A 13,095-nucleotide genomic window follows, 5' to 3' on the forward strand; every position below is an offset into this window, starting at 1 on the left:
CGCCGTCCTCATTGCTTGGCGGACGCCCGCGCGGCGTTCACCGCGGTGGCATCGCGCAGGATGTCCTGCAGGTAGAGGTTGCCGTCCGTGATGACCACGTCGCCGGCCTTGAGGCCCTGGACCACCTCGGTCGTGCCGGGCAGCGTCACGCCGAGCTTCACCTCGCGGCGCTCGAACACGAACGGCGTGGCCGACGTGCGCACGAACACGTAGTTCCTGTTGTCGGCCAGGAACACGGCCTTGGACGGCACCGAGATACCCTGGAACGACGCCGCCTGCAGCTTCGCGGTCACGTACATCTCGGCCTTCAGGCGGCGGTCGGCGTTGGGCACCGCCAGCCGCACCTTGACGCTGCGCGACGTGGGGTCGACATAGTCCGCGATCTTGACCACGGTGCCCAGGAACGTCTCGCCCGGATAGGCCGCGCTGGTGAGCTGCACGGACACGCCGGCCTTGAACAGGCCCAGGTCCGCCTCGGCCGCGTCAAGCTGGGCCCAGAGCGTGGACGGATCGGTAATCAGGAACAGCGGCGCGTTGGGCTGCTGGTCGGGCCGGAGCTCCATGCCGGTATTGATATTGCGCTCGACCACCACGCCGTCGATGGGGCTGCGCAGCGCGAAGCGCTGGTTCACCGCGTCGCCGCCGCCCGCGCCGTACATGCGCAGCGCGGCCTGCGTGCGGGCCAGGTCGGCCGCGGCACGGGCGTTGTCGGCCTGGGCTTGCTCGAAGTCCTTCTGCGCGATCACGCCGGCCTGGTACAGCTCGCGCTGGCGCGCCAGCGACTTGGCCGCCACGGCGCTGTCGGCGGCAGACTTGCGCGCGTCGGCCTGCGCCACGCCAAAGTCCGGCGACGTCAGCATGGCCAGCGGCTGCCCGGCCTTCACGGTGGCGCCGGGCTGCACCAGGATCTCCATCACGCGCCCGGCGAACGGCGTGGCCACGCGCACGGTGCGGTCCTCGTTCCAGACCAGCCGGCCCGGCATGCTCAGCATGCGGTCGCCGCCGCTCTGCACGGGCTGGCCCACCACGCCCGGCAGCGCCTTGACGCTGGCCGGGTAGGCGATGGTCTGCCCGGTGATCTTCGGATCGTCGTCGTTGTCCGGCACTTCCTTCTTGCCGCAGCCGGCCAGCACCAGCGCGCACAGCGACAGGACGGCGGCCATCCGCACGGCACCGGGACGGCCCGAGCGGGCGCCACGGGAGAAAAACGGGAAATCAAGGACGCGACGCATCGGTACGAACCTGGGGAAGCTTGTTGATATCGGATTGGGTGGTCTGCAGCGCGGTCAGGTAGGCCGACAGCGCCTTGGCATAGTTGCCCTGCGCCTCCACGGCCTCCACCCGCGTCTGGCGCAGCGCGCGGCGCGCGTCCAGCAGGTCCAGCACGCCGCTGGCGCCCTTCGAATAGGCGAACTCGGCGCTGTTGGCCACGCTCTCGGCAGCCGGCAGCACCGATTCCCGCATCTGCTGCAGGCTGGCCCGCGCGGCATCCAGTTGCGCGCGCAGCCGGCCGATGTCGTTCTGGGCTTCGAGCAGGATGCGGTTGCGGTCGTCCAGCGCGGCGTAGTAGTCCACCTCGGCGCGGCGCGCCTCGCCGCCGTAGCTGTGGCGCACAAACAGCGGGATCGACACGAACGCGCCGTAGCTGTTGCCGCTGCCGGTGGTGTTGGTCTCGGAGATCGGGTAGTGCTCGTACTGCACGCCGACGGTCACATCGGGCACGCGGCCGGCGCGGGCCAGGTCGCGCTGCGACGCCGCCGCCGCCAGCCGGGCCTCGGCCGCGGTCACGTCGGGCCGGCGCTGCAGCACGTCGGGGTCGAAGGCCGGTACGGGGGCGTCGGGCGCCGGCCAGTCGGCCACCAGCCGGTTGTCGGCCAGCGTGCTCGGCACGCCCATGGCGGCGGCCAGTGCGGCCTTGTCGCTGGTGTGGTCGGCAATTGCGTTGCGCAGGTCGCTCTGGGCGCGCAGGGTTTCCAGCTGGAGCTTGGTCACATCGGCGCGCGACACGTCGCCCGCCTTGAGCCGCACCTCATTGGCCTGCTGCGTACGGCCGTACAGGCCCACCATCTCGGTGAGCACTTCCACGCGGGTCTGGCTGACCACGGCCTCGTACCACGCCTGATCCACCGCGCCAAGCTGCTGGGCCACCACGGCCTGCGTCTGCTCGCCGGCCGCGGCGCTGGCCTTGCGGGCGGCCTCGGTGCGCAGGTTGCCCTTGTTGGCGGTCTCGATGACCTGGTCCACGCGGACCGTCGAATCCACGGTCTTGCTGCGCAGGTTGCCGGTGCCCACGCCCAGGTGCGGGTTGATGTTGGCCACGCCCAGGCTCAGCACCGGGTTGGGCCGCTGGGAGGCAATCTGGATATCGGCCTGGCTGGCTTCCTCGCTGCGGCGCGCCGCGATGATGTCGCGGTTGCAGCGCAGCGCGTCGAGCCGGGCCTGCGCCAAGGTCAGGGCCGCCCGGGCCGGCGGCGCCACGCAGGGGCCGTCGGGCGGCATGGGCGCGCTGGCCGCGCGGCCAACGCTGGCGGCCAGGGCAAGCAATGCTGCCACGGCCACGCGGGGTACGGGAAAATGCACGATCAGTCTGGCTCGATTCGACTTGCGGTCTGCAGTAAACGACCGTGCCAGCGGATTGGTGCACCGGGTAAGCGACTTTTATGGTTGTTTCATTTCCCGGGCGGCTTCCGTTGCCGCGATGCAATGGGCGTGGCACGACTCCACGCGCATTGGAACGCAAGCTGATTACAAACGGCTTTCATCCTGCTGCGTTTGTTCGACATTTGCCGCGAACCCGCCGGTCAGGGAAAACACCGATTGGCGCCGCAGGGCCGCTATCGCCCCAACGCCGCGACAATGCGCTGCGCCCGTTCCAGCACCGGGCGGTCCACCATCTTGCCGTCCACGGCGATGGCCGCGCCCTGCGCCGCGGCGGCCTGCTCCACCACCCGGCGCGCCCATGCCGCCTCCTGCCCGGTCGGCGCCAGCGCGCGATGCACGCCTTCCACCTGGTTGGGATGAATCAGCAGCTTGGCGCCAAAGCCGAAGCGCCGGCCGCGCTGCGTGTCGGCGGCCAGTGCGTCGGCGTCGCCGATGGCGGTGCAGACGCCGTCCACCGGCGCGGGCAGCCCGGCCGCGCGCGAATGGAGCACGATCTGGCTGCGGAATGCATGCAGCGGCAGGTCGTCGTCGGCCACGTCGAGGTCGAACATCAGGTCGATGCTGCCGAACAGCAGCCGCGTGACGCCCGGTGCCTGCGCCACGTCGCGCAGGCTGGCAAACCCGGCGGCGGTCTCCAGCAGCGCATGGCACGGCGTGTCGGGCAGCCCGGCCCGCAAGGCCGTCAGCGCGCCGGGGTCGGCCTTGGGCAGCACGATCTCGCGCACCGACTGCGCGCGGCAAAACGCCAGATCGTCGGCAAAGTAGACGGTATCGGCGCCATTCACGCGCAGCAGCAGCGCCACGCCGGCCGCGTCGGCCTGGTCCTGCAGCATGCGCCATGGGTCGCGCAGGCCGTCCCGCGCCGCCTGCTTGGCGTCGGGCGCGACGGCGTCTTCGAGGTCGACGATCACGGCATCGGCGCCGGCCGCGATGGCCTTGCCGATGCGCTCCGGGCGCGACCCCGGCACGAACAGGTAGCTGCGCGGCAGGCGGGCGGTGGATGTGGTCATGCCGGCTCCCTCAGACCACGCCATCGGCATGCAGGCTGGCGATCTGCGCGGGCGTGCAGCCGGCCTCGGCCAGAATGGCGTCGGTGTGCTGGCCCACGGCCGGCACGGGGTCCATCCGCGCATCGGTCATGCCCGGCGGCAGCAGCGCCGGCACCGGGCCGGCGGCGGTATCCACCTGGCGCCAGCGCTGGCGCGCGGCCAGTTGCGGGTGGTGCCAGACGTCGGCCATGGTATTGACGTTGGCGTTGGCGATATTGGCCGCTTCCAGCCGCGCCACCACCTCGGCGGCGGTCAGGCGCGCGAAGGTCTCGACGATCCGCGCGCGCAACTGGGCGCGGTTGGCGCTGCGCAGGCTGTTGGTGGCAAACGCCGCCTGCGTGGCCAGTTCCGGCTCCTGCAGCACCACCTTGCAGAACACGGCCCACTCGCGCTCGTTCTGCAGGCCCAGCATCACGGTCTTGCCGTCACCGGTGGGGAATGGCCCGTACGGGTAGATCGTGGCGTGGGCGGCACCGGCGCGCGGCGGCGGTTCGGCGCCTTCGAACGCGTAGTACATCGGGAAACTCATCCACTCGACCATCGATTCCAGCATCGACACGTCGATGCGCTTGCCGCGCCCGGTCTGGCCCCGCTCGATCAGCGCGGCCAGCACGTTGCTGTAGGCGTACATCCCGGCGGCGATGTCGGCCACCGACGCCCCCGCCTTGACGCCTTCGTCCGGCGTGCCGGTCACCGACACAAAGCCCGATTCGCTCTGCACCAGCAGGTCGTACGCCTTCTTGTCCCGGTAGGGGCCGTCGCCGCCGTAGCCCGAGATATCGCAGACGATCAGGCGCGGATAGCGGGCCGAAAGCGTGTCGTAGTCCAGCCCCAGCCGCGCCGACGCGCCCGGCGCCAGGTTCTGCACCAGCACGTCGGTCTTCTCCAGCAGCGCCGCCAGCACCGGGGCCGCGCCGGGCGCCTTGACGTCCAGCGTCAGGCTTTCCTTCGAGCGGTTGGTCCAGACGAAGTGCGACGACAGCCCGCGCACCCGGCTGTCATACGCGCGTGCGAAATCGCCCGGGCCCGGCCGTTCGATCTTGATCACGCGCGCGCCCAGGTCTGCAAGCTGGCGCGTGCAGAACGGCGCGGCAATGGCCTGTTCGAGGGAGAGGACGGTGATGCCTTCAAGCGGTCTGGACATGGCAGTGTCTGGGGCGGATGGTGCGCATGGCACGATGGCGCCCAATCTACCCGCCCGCGCCGCCGCTGTGAAATAGCAATTGCGGAAGGCACCATAAGTAGAATCAATACCCTGGCGTTTTGCAATCTGATAGATCGACCAAGGGGAGAACCGGGATGGACATCCGCGCCATGCGCTATTTCGTGGCCATCGTCGACCACGGCAGCCTGACCCGCGCCGCCGAGGTGGTCTGCGTGGCACAGCCGGCGCTGTCCCAGCAGCTTGCCGCGCTGGAGGACGAATTCGGCGTGCCACTGGTGCACCGGGGCGCCAAGGGCGTGCGGCCCACCGAGGCCGGGCGCACGCTCTACCGCCATGTGCGCAACATCCTGCGCCAGATCGAGATTGCCGGCGCCGACGTGCGCGTGGCCGGCAGCGAGGTGTCCGGCACCGTGGCGGTGGGCCTGCCCACCACGGCGGCGGCGGCCTTCGGCATGGCGCTGGTGCGCACGGTGCGCCAGCGCTACCCGCAGGTGCGGCTGCAGCTCTTCGAGAGCATGAGCGGCTATATCTCCGAACTGCTGAACCAGAACCGGCTGGACTTTGCCATCCTGTTCCGCGACACGCCGTCGCGCGCCGTGGAGCCCGAGCCGCTGGCCACCGAACCGCTTTACCTGATCGGCACGCCACCCGGCCCCGCGCCGCGCGGCCGGGGCGACACGGTGCCGCTCAAGGCGCTGGACGGCCTGCCGCTGGTACTGCCCAGCGGATCGCAGGGCCTGCGCGAGGTGGTGGAGCGCAGCTTTGCCAAGGCCGGCATCGCGCTGAACGTGGTGGCGGACCTGGATTCGCTGCCGATCCTGCTGGCCGCAGCGCGCGAGGGGCTGGCCTGCACGGTGCTGCCCGCGTCGTCGCTGGACGAATCCGACGCCGCCATGCCGCGCCGCCGCATCACGCCCGAACTGCGCCGCACGCTGTCGCTGTGCTGGCCCCGCGCGCTGCCCCGGTCCCACGCCGCCGAAGCCGTGGCCGACATCCTGCGCGAGATCGTGGCGGAGAAAATTGCCTCGGGCGGGTCGCTGGCGGCGGTCTCCCGCTCTACGTGACTCCCCTCTGCCTATGGGGGGTTGGGGGTGGGGGCTGGCGGTGCATGCGCCGACCTGTCTGGCCGCCACCGCTGGCCCTCACCCCCGGCCCCTCTCCCGCGGGCGGGAGAGGGGAGCAATCAATCGGCATGTGATATCCAACGCAGCGCCCCGCCGTGGAGACCGCCCGATAAGAAAACCTTATGGCGCCAGTCGCCGATTGAATTTCTCCTGCGGCGGGCGCTCGGCTAGAGTGGGCGGCACATAACAGGAGACAGCATGATCCGCACCCTTCGCGCCGTGGCCTGCCTGGCGCTGGCGGCCACCGCCATCGGCCACGCCCACGCCGACACGTACCCGTCGAAGCCGATCCAGATGATCGTGCCGCAGGCCCCGGGCGGCACCAACGACATCGTGGCGCGGCTCGTGGCCGCGGACCTCTCGCAGCGGCTGGGCCAGCAGGTGGTGGTGGAAAACCGCCCCGGCGCCGGCGGCAACATCGGCACCCAGGCCGCGGCCCGCGCCACGCCTGACGGCTACACGCTGCTGATGACCATCAGCAGCACGCAGGCCATCAACCCGTCGCTCTACCGCAGCGTGCCGTTCGACCCGGTCAAAGATTTCGAGCCGATTGCCACCGTGGCCACCGTGCCCAACGTGCTGGTCGTCAACCCGGCGTTTCCGGCCCGGACGATGGCGGAGCTGATCGCGCTGGCCAAGGCCAAGCCCGATTTCTATCGCTACGCATCGGCCGGCAACGGCACGCTGAACCACCTGCTCGGCGAGATGCTGAACACCACGGCCGGCATCAAGCTCGAACACGTGCCCTACAAGGGCGTGGCGCCCGCGCTGAACGACGTGCTCGGCAACCAGGTGCCGATGGCATTTGCCAGCCTGCCGTCGGTGCTGTCGCACATCAAGGCCGGCAAGGTTCGCGCGCTGGGGGTCAGTTCGGCCAAGCGGTCGCCGTTCGCGCCGGACATCCCGGCCATCGGCGAGACGGTGCCCGGCTACAGCGGCGACCTGTGGGTGGCGCTGTTCGCGGTGCGCGGCACGCCCAGGGACGTCACGCAGAAGCTGTCCACCACGCTGCAGGCCGCGCTGGCCGACAAGCCGCTGCGCGACAAGCTGGCCGCGCAGGGCGCCGAGGTGCTGCCCGGCACGCCGCAGCAACTGGCCACGCTGCTGCGCGCCGACATGGACAAGTGGGCGAAGATCGTCAGGCAGTCGGGCGCGCAGGTGGACTGAGCGCTGCACGGCCCCTCGACCCGGGCCGCCGATCCGGTCGCCGGACGACCGACTGTCGGTCCGGCATTTCGCGCCATGTCTGCGCCATGTCCGCGTATCATCTGCCGCTCGCCTGAACCGAACGCCCCCTTCGATCGCCATGCCTGACCATTCGCTGCTGTCCGCCCTGCTGATTTTCGGACTTGGAGGGCTGCTCGGCGGCGTGGGCGGGTTATTCGGCATCGGCGGCGGCCTGATCGCCATCCCGGCGCTGGGCCTGCTCTACGGCATGGACCAGCAGCTCGCGCAGGGCACCTCGCTGGTCATGATCGCGCCGAACGTGGTGATCGGCTTCTGGCAGTACCGCAAGCGCGCCGACATCGACCTGCGCACGGCCATCGTGCTGGGCCTGTCGGCCGTGCTGGCCACGTGGGCGTCCGCCCGGCTGGCCACGTCGATCGACGCCGCGCTGCTGCGGCGCATCTTCGCGCTCTTCATGATCGGGCTGGCCGTCTACTTCCTCTGGCGCCTGATGCCCGGCCGCGCCGCGCCCCAGCAGCAGGCGCGCGTGTCGTCGTCATGGATACCGGCCGTCGGCGTGGTCGGCGGCGCATTCTCCGGATTCTTCAGCGTGGGCGGCGGCGTGGTGGCCGCCCCGGCACTGGTCGGCCTGTTCGGCATGCGCCAGGCCGCGGCGCAGGGGCTGGCGCTGGCGCTGGTCACGCCTGGCGCCGTGGTCGCGCTGGCCACCTATGCGCATGCCGGCCATGTCGACTGGTACAGCGGCATTCCGCTGTCGCTCGGCGGCATGCTGACGATCTCGTGGGGCGTGGCGCTGGCGCACCGCATGCCCGAGCGGCGGCTGCGCGCCGCGTTTGCCGTGTGCCTGATCGCCACCGCGCTGGTGATGCTTATCAAGGGCTGAGGCGGGCTTATCCCTGCTTATCCCGCCTTGCGGAACACCAGGCTGAAGTTGTTGGCCGGCATCGGCAACGGCGCATCACACACCAGCCCCTGGGCCGCGCCCAGCGCCATCACGTCCGCCATGTCGCGCACGCCCCAGGCGGCATCGGCCGCCCTGAGCTGCCGGTCGAATGCCTCGTTGCTGGGCGCCGTGTGCGCGCCATCGCGCCGGTAGGGCCCGTACAGGTAGAGAATGCCGCCCGCGCCCAGCCGCATGCCGGCGCCCGCGAACAGCGCCTCGGCGGCGGCCCACGGGGCGATATGGATCATGTTGATGCAGACGATGGCGTCCACGCGGTCGATGCCCCACGGCTCCTGCCGCACGTCCAGCGCCAGCGGCGGCAGCACGTTGGCAGCCTGCGCGTGGGCCGTCCAGGCGGCAATCGACTCGCGGTGGGTGGCATCGGGATCGCTGGGCTGCCAGGTCAGGCCCGGCAACGCGGTGGCAAAGTGCACCGCGTGCTGGCCCGTGCCGCTGGCAATCTCCAGCACCGTGCCGCGCGGCGGCAGCACGTCGCGCAGCACGGCCAGGATCGGTTCTCGATTGCGCTCGGTGGCCGGCGCCATGCGGCGCGCGGTGGGGTCTGCGGCGGGCTGGGTCATGGGGTCTCCAGTGGGTGCGCCGGGCGGACGCCGGCGCCGAACGCACAGGGTAGCAAACCCGCCACGCCCGCGCGGTCAGAAACCGCGCGGAGGACAAACCGGTCAGCCGCGCCGGTTCAGCCGGTTCAGCCGGATCGCGGCCGGCGTGGCGGTCAGGTAGCCCACGGCCGCCCCGAAGCCGCCGTGGTAGTTGGCCTGCACCAGCGGCTCCAGCCGGGCCTTGACCTTGTCGTGCAGGCCCTTTTCCCAGTCGCCGGCGTGCTGGAAGTTGCTCATGATGTAGGTCCAGCCGTGGATCTCGTCCACCGCGTGCAGCCCCGTGGATTCGGCGCCGGCCGGGCACGACATCAGGCGCGATAGCTGCTTCGTGTCGACGTTGTAGGCCCACAGGTAGTTGTTCACGTGCGTGTTGCTGTCTTCGCCGATGAACAGCGTGCGCAGCGATTCCGAGAACTTCAGGTTGTCCGGCGTGGCCACCTTGTCCGGGTTGGCATAGTTGCCGAGCGCGTCCTGCGCCTTCTTCGGCCCGCCGCCCAGGTCCTCGGACACCAGCGCCGGCACCGGCGCCATGTCCACGGGCACCCATTCGCTGTCGATGCGGTTGCCGGCCTGGTCCGACTGCCCGCCGCGCAGGTTCAGCTCGTACACGGCGCCCGAATACGGCCCTTCCACGCGGATGTCGCCGGCATTGGCGGCGTGGCCGGCCAGCATGCTCGTCTCGATGCGCGAGATGGCCGAGTACGCCTTGCGGTCGGCGATGTTGACCGTCGTGCCTTCCATCTTGGTAAAGCCCAGGCTGCCGCCGGCCAGCGCCGCGTAGCGGTGCGTTTCCAGGAAGGCCGCGGCCTTTTCCTGGCCAGGCTTGACCTTCACCCAGTTCGGCTTGCCGTCGAACATGATGCGGGTATAGCCGGCGTCCTCGGGGTCCTTGAACTGCACGTCCATGATGTCGGCGATGCGGATGCCGCCATCGACAAGCCGGCGGATCTCGTCGCTGCTGGCGCTGCCCAGCGGGATCCACGTCAGCGTGGCCGCGCCCGGGCCGGTGCCCGACGTCTGGTGCCACTTGGCCACGTAGAGCCGGCCGGCCGACAGGTCGCGCGGACGGTCGGCGATGAACAGGAACAGGCCGCCGTTGGTGGCGTCGTCGCCCATGAGTACGGTGCGCTCGTCGGGCATCACCTGCACCAGTTCGTGCGAGATGCGGCCCAGGCAGTAATGCTTGCGGATGGACCCGGTGCCGTCCGGGTGGACCGTCACCTCGGGCAGGTGGCCGTAGTGGTACGGATTGGCGCGCGCCGGATCGCCGTACAGGTGCTGGCTGAAGCCGCGCAGCTTCTTGTCGGTGGCGGCCCTGGCCGCGTCGGGCTCGTATTCCTCGCTAGACAGGTGGGTGTTCCACGGCGACAGGCTGGCGCCGCAGGTGATCCACAGCCCGTTGACGCCCGACGTATCGACGTTGTGATAGCGCACCAGGCGCAGGCTGCCGGTCCGGGGGTCCTGGTCCAGCGTCAGCACGGCAATCGGCGACGGCAGCATGCCGTGCATCTCGGCGTTGGCCTGGTTGCGCGACGTGTACTCGAACTGCACCACCGCAAAGACCGCGTTGCCGCGCACGCCGGGCACGCGGGCGTTGCGCAGCGTCAGCAGCGAACTGCCGTCGGGCGCATCGGAATAGAACTGGCGCGACTTGCCGGGCACCGAATCGTCGACGATCGGCCGGTTCTGGATGTCGTAGTAGCCGCCCGCCAGCACCTTGCCGCCGCGGCCGTCGGGCACCATGTCGCCGGTGACGAAGAACGGCTGGTAGGCCAGCGTGTACGACTGCGAGGTGCCGTCGCGGTACGACACGGTCAGCGACGACCCCACCGTGGTGGTCGCCATGGCCGCCGGATTGTCCAGCGACGGCGCCGCCATGCCCGTGAACGTGGCCGATGCGAACGCGGCCGGCTTGCGGCGCGCCGGGGCGGCCAGCGCGGCCTCCATCGCCGTCATGCCGCCCGCCAGGGTCGCGGCGGCGGCGCCGAGCGGCAGCATCGGGGCGCCGCCCAGGATCTTCAGGGCACGGCGACGGGTGGTAACGGTCTGGTCGGTCATGGCGGTCAGTGGCGCTCGGTGGCGCTCGGTGGCGGCAAGGGGGAATCGGGGAAGAAGGCGGGCGCGCTGCACCGGGATCGGACGGATGCGGGCCCGTCCGGATGGTAAGGCGTTTTCGTGACCGCCATTTGACCGTCAGCAAGCTGTCACACAAATGGCCCCGGCGCGCGCTGCGCTACACTCGCCTCCTGCATCCCGTCCCGACTTGCCGCTCCGACCCCGTCTTGCCCACCTTCACGCTTGCCCACCCCGTCCACGCCGACATCGAGATACGCAAGAGCCGCTTTATCGCGCTGGCGGTGCCCGTGCCCGACCGCGACGCGGCCATGGCCGTCATTGCCGGCCTGCGCGCGGAGCATCCGGCGGCCACGCACGTCTGCTGGGCGCTGCTGGCCGGCGGGCAGTCGGGCATGTCCGACGACGGCGAGCCGTCCGGCACGGCGGGCCGGCCGATCCTGGAAGTGCTGCGCCACCACGACCTCGACGGCGTGCTGGCGGCCGTGGTGCGCTACTACGGCGGGGTCAAGCTGGGCGCCGGCGGGCTGGTACGGGCCTACACCGACGCCATCGCCGGGGCGCTCAAGGACGCGGCGCGGATCGAGCGCATCGCCTATGCCACGCTGACGGTGCAGGTCGACTACGCCGACGAGCCGCGCGTGCGGCGCTGGATCGAGCAGATGGCCGATGCCGGCTGCACGCTGGCCGATACCGCGTACGGCGCGCTGGCGACGCTGGTGATCCGCCTGCCCGCCGCGATGCGGGATACGGCCGAGGCCGCGCTGCGCGACGCCACGCACGGCCGCGCCGCGTATCCGGCCCAGCAGGACGACGCGCCATGACCGACGACGATCGCACCTTCACGGCCCGCGTGCTGCCGGGCGGGGCCGGCTTTGCCGCGCCGGCGTCGCTGAGCCTGCTGGAGGCCGCGCTGCTGGAGGGCCTGCCGCTGCCGAGTTCGTGCCGCAACGGCGCGTGCCGCGCGTGCATGAGCCGGCTGCACGCCGGCAGCGTGCGCTACCGGATCGACTGGCCCGGCCTGAGCCTGGACGAGAAGGAAGACGGCTTCATCCTGCCCTGCGTGGCCTGCCCGACCAGCGACGTCGTGTTCGAACCGGTCGGCGCGGGCTGAGCGGGTCACGCGGGCAGCCGCCCGTTCACCGAGAAAAACCGCAGCGCGATCTTGAGCGCGTCGGGTCCGCCCGGGTCGGAGAACGCCTGCCCCGGTGCGCCGCCGCTCCACGCGTGGCGCAGCCCTTCCACCTTCACCACGCGCAGGTACGGCCGGGGGCCGGCCTGCCAGTCGAATACGTCGACAGCCCGGCGCGTGCCCCGGCGCACGCGGCGCGCCGGCAGCGCCGTGGGCGGTGGCGATCCCGGCGGCAGCAGTTCGAGCCACATCGCCGCCGTGGACGTGGCGTTGTCATAGGACACCACGCCGTCCTCGTCGCCGTGCAGCAGCAGCAACGGCGGCGCGCGGCGGCCCGCCAGCGCCAGCCGGGCGGCCACGGCGTCCGGGCCGCGCTCGCCGCGCATGGCCTTGTGGGCCTGGGTGGCGTTGATGGCGCTGAACGGGGCCGCGCCCGAGTGCGAGCCGATGGCGGCAAAGCGGTCGGGGTAGCGCAGGCCCAGCATCATCGCCATGGCCCCGCCGGCCGACAGGCCGAACGCGCAGACGCGATGCGCCACGATGGCGTAGCGCTGGCAGACATGGTCGATCAGGGACATCAGCAGCGCGCTTTCCGATGCGCCGCGCGCGGCGGGCCGGAACCAGTTCCAGCAGCGCTGGGCGTTGGCCTGCACCGACTGCTCGGGCATCAGCACCACCCAGCGCGCGTCGCGCGCCACGGTGGCCACGCGGGCGCAGGCGGCAAAGCTGGCCGAATCCTGCCCGCAGCCATGCAGCAGCACCAGCAGCGGGGCCGGCCGCGCCGCGCTCACGCCGGGCGGCACGAACACGCGGTACTTGCGCGGGCCGATGCGGCCCAGGCCGACGCTGAAACCCCACAGGCCCTCTTCCCACGTGCCGCCGCTGCGGCTGACCGGGGCGCGCGCCGGCGTGACCACGCCGGTCATGGCCTGGCGCGTGACCTTGCCGACGGCCTCGCCCACGGCCTTGCTGACGGCGTGGCTCTGCTTGCGGGCCGCGCGCATCATCGGATCGGTCACGGTCTGGGTGACCGTGCGGCTGAACTGGCGTGCGCTGCGCGCCGCCTGCTTGCTCAACGTTGTCCACAGCTTCGTGCCGCCCGTGCGCCGTCTCATGCCGCCTCGCCCCTCGTGTCCCGGT

12 protein-coding genes are annotated in these 13,095 nt (G+C 71.2%); 5 read left to right on the plus strand and 7 right to left on the minus strand.

The genetic code is table 11. The features are described 5' to 3' along the window. Positions 1–8: 8 nt before the first annotated feature. The 4 genes from EHF44_RS20600 to EHF44_RS20615 all read right to left on the minus strand — a co-directional run bounded on the left by EHF44_RS20600 (position 9) and on the right by EHF44_RS20615 (position 4,854). The gene (locus tag EHF44_RS20600) at positions 9–1,232 is read right to left on the minus strand and encodes an efflux RND transporter periplasmic adaptor subunit (RefSeq protein WP_124685575.1); all 1,224 of its coding nucleotides are present in this window, start codon (positions 1,230–1,232) and stop codon (positions 9–11) included. Beyond that, positions 1,216–2,580: a TolC family protein gene (locus EHF44_RS20605; RefSeq protein ID WP_437340347.1), complete on the minus strand. Its 1,365-nt coding sequence runs from the start codon at positions 2,578–2,580 to the stop codon at positions 1,216–1,218. Before EHF44_RS20605 ends, EHF44_RS20600 begins: the two co-directional genes overlap by 17 nt. A 254-nt stretch (positions 2,581–2,834) precedes the next feature. Further along, positions 2,835–3,671, minus strand: a complete 837-nt coding sequence (locus EHF44_RS20610; protein ID WP_124685576.1) for an HpcH/HpaI aldolase/citrate lyase family protein — start codon at positions 3,669–3,671, stop codon at positions 2,835–2,837. A 10-nt stretch (positions 3,672–3,681) separates the two neighbouring features. Next, positions 3,682–4,854, minus strand: coding sequence for a CaiB/BaiF CoA transferase family protein (locus EHF44_RS20615; RefSeq protein ID WP_124685577.1), 1,173 nt, complete (start codon positions 4,852–4,854; stop codon positions 3,682–3,684). A 155-nt stretch (positions 4,855–5,009) separates the two neighbouring features. Here EHF44_RS20615 and EHF44_RS20620 point away from each other — a divergent pair, with 155 nt between their 5' ends. The 3 genes from EHF44_RS20620 to EHF44_RS20630 all read left to right on the plus strand — a co-directional run bounded on the left by EHF44_RS20620 (position 5,010) and on the right by EHF44_RS20630 (position 8,070). Further along, positions 5,010–5,939: a LysR substrate-binding domain-containing protein gene (locus tag EHF44_RS20620; protein ID WP_124685578.1), complete on the plus strand. Its 930-nt coding sequence runs from the start codon at positions 5,010–5,012 to the stop codon at positions 5,937–5,939. A gap of 258 nt (positions 5,940–6,197) precedes the next feature. Further along, the gene (locus EHF44_RS20625) at positions 6,198–7,166 is read left to right on the plus strand and encodes a Bug family tripartite tricarboxylate transporter substrate binding protein (protein WP_124685579.1); all 969 of its coding nucleotides are present in this window, start codon (positions 6,198–6,200) and stop codon (positions 7,164–7,166) included. 139 nt (positions 7,167–7,305) lie between these two features. After that, complete coding sequence (locus EHF44_RS20630) at positions 7,306–8,070, plus strand: sulfite exporter TauE/SafE family protein (protein ID WP_124685580.1); 765 nt, start codon at positions 7,306–7,308, stop codon at positions 8,068–8,070. 17 nt (positions 8,071–8,087) lie between these two features. Here EHF44_RS20630 and EHF44_RS20635 read toward each other — a convergent pair whose 3' ends face one another. Both EHF44_RS20635 and EHF44_RS20640 read right to left on the minus strand, forming a co-directional pair. After that, positions 8,088–8,711: a DUF938 domain-containing protein gene (locus EHF44_RS20635; protein ID WP_124685581.1), complete on the minus strand. Its 624-nt coding sequence runs from the start codon at positions 8,709–8,711 to the stop codon at positions 8,088–8,090. A gap of 102 nt (positions 8,712–8,813) precedes the next feature. Beyond that, the gene (locus EHF44_RS20640) at positions 8,814–10,808 is read right to left on the minus strand and encodes a PhoX family protein (protein WP_124685582.1); all 1,995 of its coding nucleotides are present in this window, start codon (positions 10,806–10,808) and stop codon (positions 8,814–8,816) included. 224 nt (positions 10,809–11,032) lie between these two features. On the opposite strand from EHF44_RS20640, the gene EHF44_RS20645 reads away from it, so the two are divergent. Beyond that, positions 11,033–11,647: an IMPACT family protein gene (locus tag EHF44_RS20645; RefSeq protein WP_124685583.1), complete on the plus strand. Its 615-nt coding sequence runs from the start codon at positions 11,033–11,035 to the stop codon at positions 11,645–11,647. Further along, positions 11,644–11,937, plus strand: a complete 294-nt coding sequence (locus EHF44_RS20650) for a 2Fe-2S iron-sulfur cluster-binding protein (RefSeq protein WP_124685584.1) — start codon at positions 11,644–11,646, stop codon at positions 11,935–11,937. Before EHF44_RS20645 ends, EHF44_RS20650 begins: the two co-directional genes overlap by 4 nt. 5 nt (positions 11,938–11,942) lie before the next feature. Here the strand turns inward: EHF44_RS20650 and EHF44_RS20655 are convergent, their stop codons facing one another. Further along, positions 11,943–13,070 (minus strand): extracellular catalytic domain type 1 short-chain-length polyhydroxyalkanoate depolymerase, encoded by a 1,128-nt coding sequence (locus EHF44_RS20655; protein WP_124685585.1) that lies wholly within the window; start codon positions 13,068–13,070, stop codon positions 11,943–11,945. Positions 13,071–13,095: the final 25 nt, after the last annotated feature.

The sequence above is a fragment of the Cupriavidus pauculus genome, from assembly GCF_003854935.1.
Classification (GTDB): Bacteria; Pseudomonadota; Gammaproteobacteria; order Burkholderiales; family Burkholderiaceae; genus Cupriavidus; species Cupriavidus pauculus_C.

Coding starts and splice junctions, on each gene's coding strand:
- EHF44_RS20630 (WP_124685580.1), top strand. CDS start 7,306: ATGCCTGACCATTCGCTGCTGTCCGCCCTGCTGATTTTCGGACTTGGA.
- EHF44_RS20625 (WP_124685579.1), top strand. CDS start 6,198: ATGATCCGCACCCTTCGCGCCGTGGCCTGCCTGGCGCTGGCGGCCACC.
- EHF44_RS20635 (WP_124685581.1), bottom strand. CDS start 8,711: ATGACCCAGCCCGCCGCAGACCCCACCGCGCGCCGCATGGCGCCGGCC.
- EHF44_RS20610 (WP_124685576.1), bottom strand. CDS start 3,671: ATGACCACATCCACCGCCCGCCTGCCGCGCAGCTACCTGTTCGTGCCG.
- EHF44_RS20600 (WP_124685575.1), bottom strand. CDS start 1,232: ATGCGTCGCGTCCTTGATTTCCCGTTTTTCTCCCGTGGCGCCCGCTCG.
- EHF44_RS20640 (WP_124685582.1), bottom strand. CDS start 10,808: ATGACCGACCAGACCGTTACCACCCGTCGCCGTGCCCTGAAGATCCTG.
- EHF44_RS20620 (WP_124685578.1), top strand. CDS start 5,010: ATGGACATCCGCGCCATGCGCTATTTCGTGGCCATCGTCGACCACGGC.
- EHF44_RS20615 (WP_124685577.1), bottom strand. CDS start 4,854: ATGTCCAGACCGCTTGAAGGCATCACCGTCCTCTCCCTCGAACAGGCC.
- EHF44_RS20655 (WP_124685585.1), bottom strand. CDS start 13,070: ATGAGACGGCGCACGGGCGGCACGAAGCTGTGGACAACGTTGAGCAAG.
- EHF44_RS20650 (WP_124685584.1), top strand. CDS start 11,644: ATGACCGACGACGATCGCACCTTCACGGCCCGCGTGCTGCCGGGCGGG.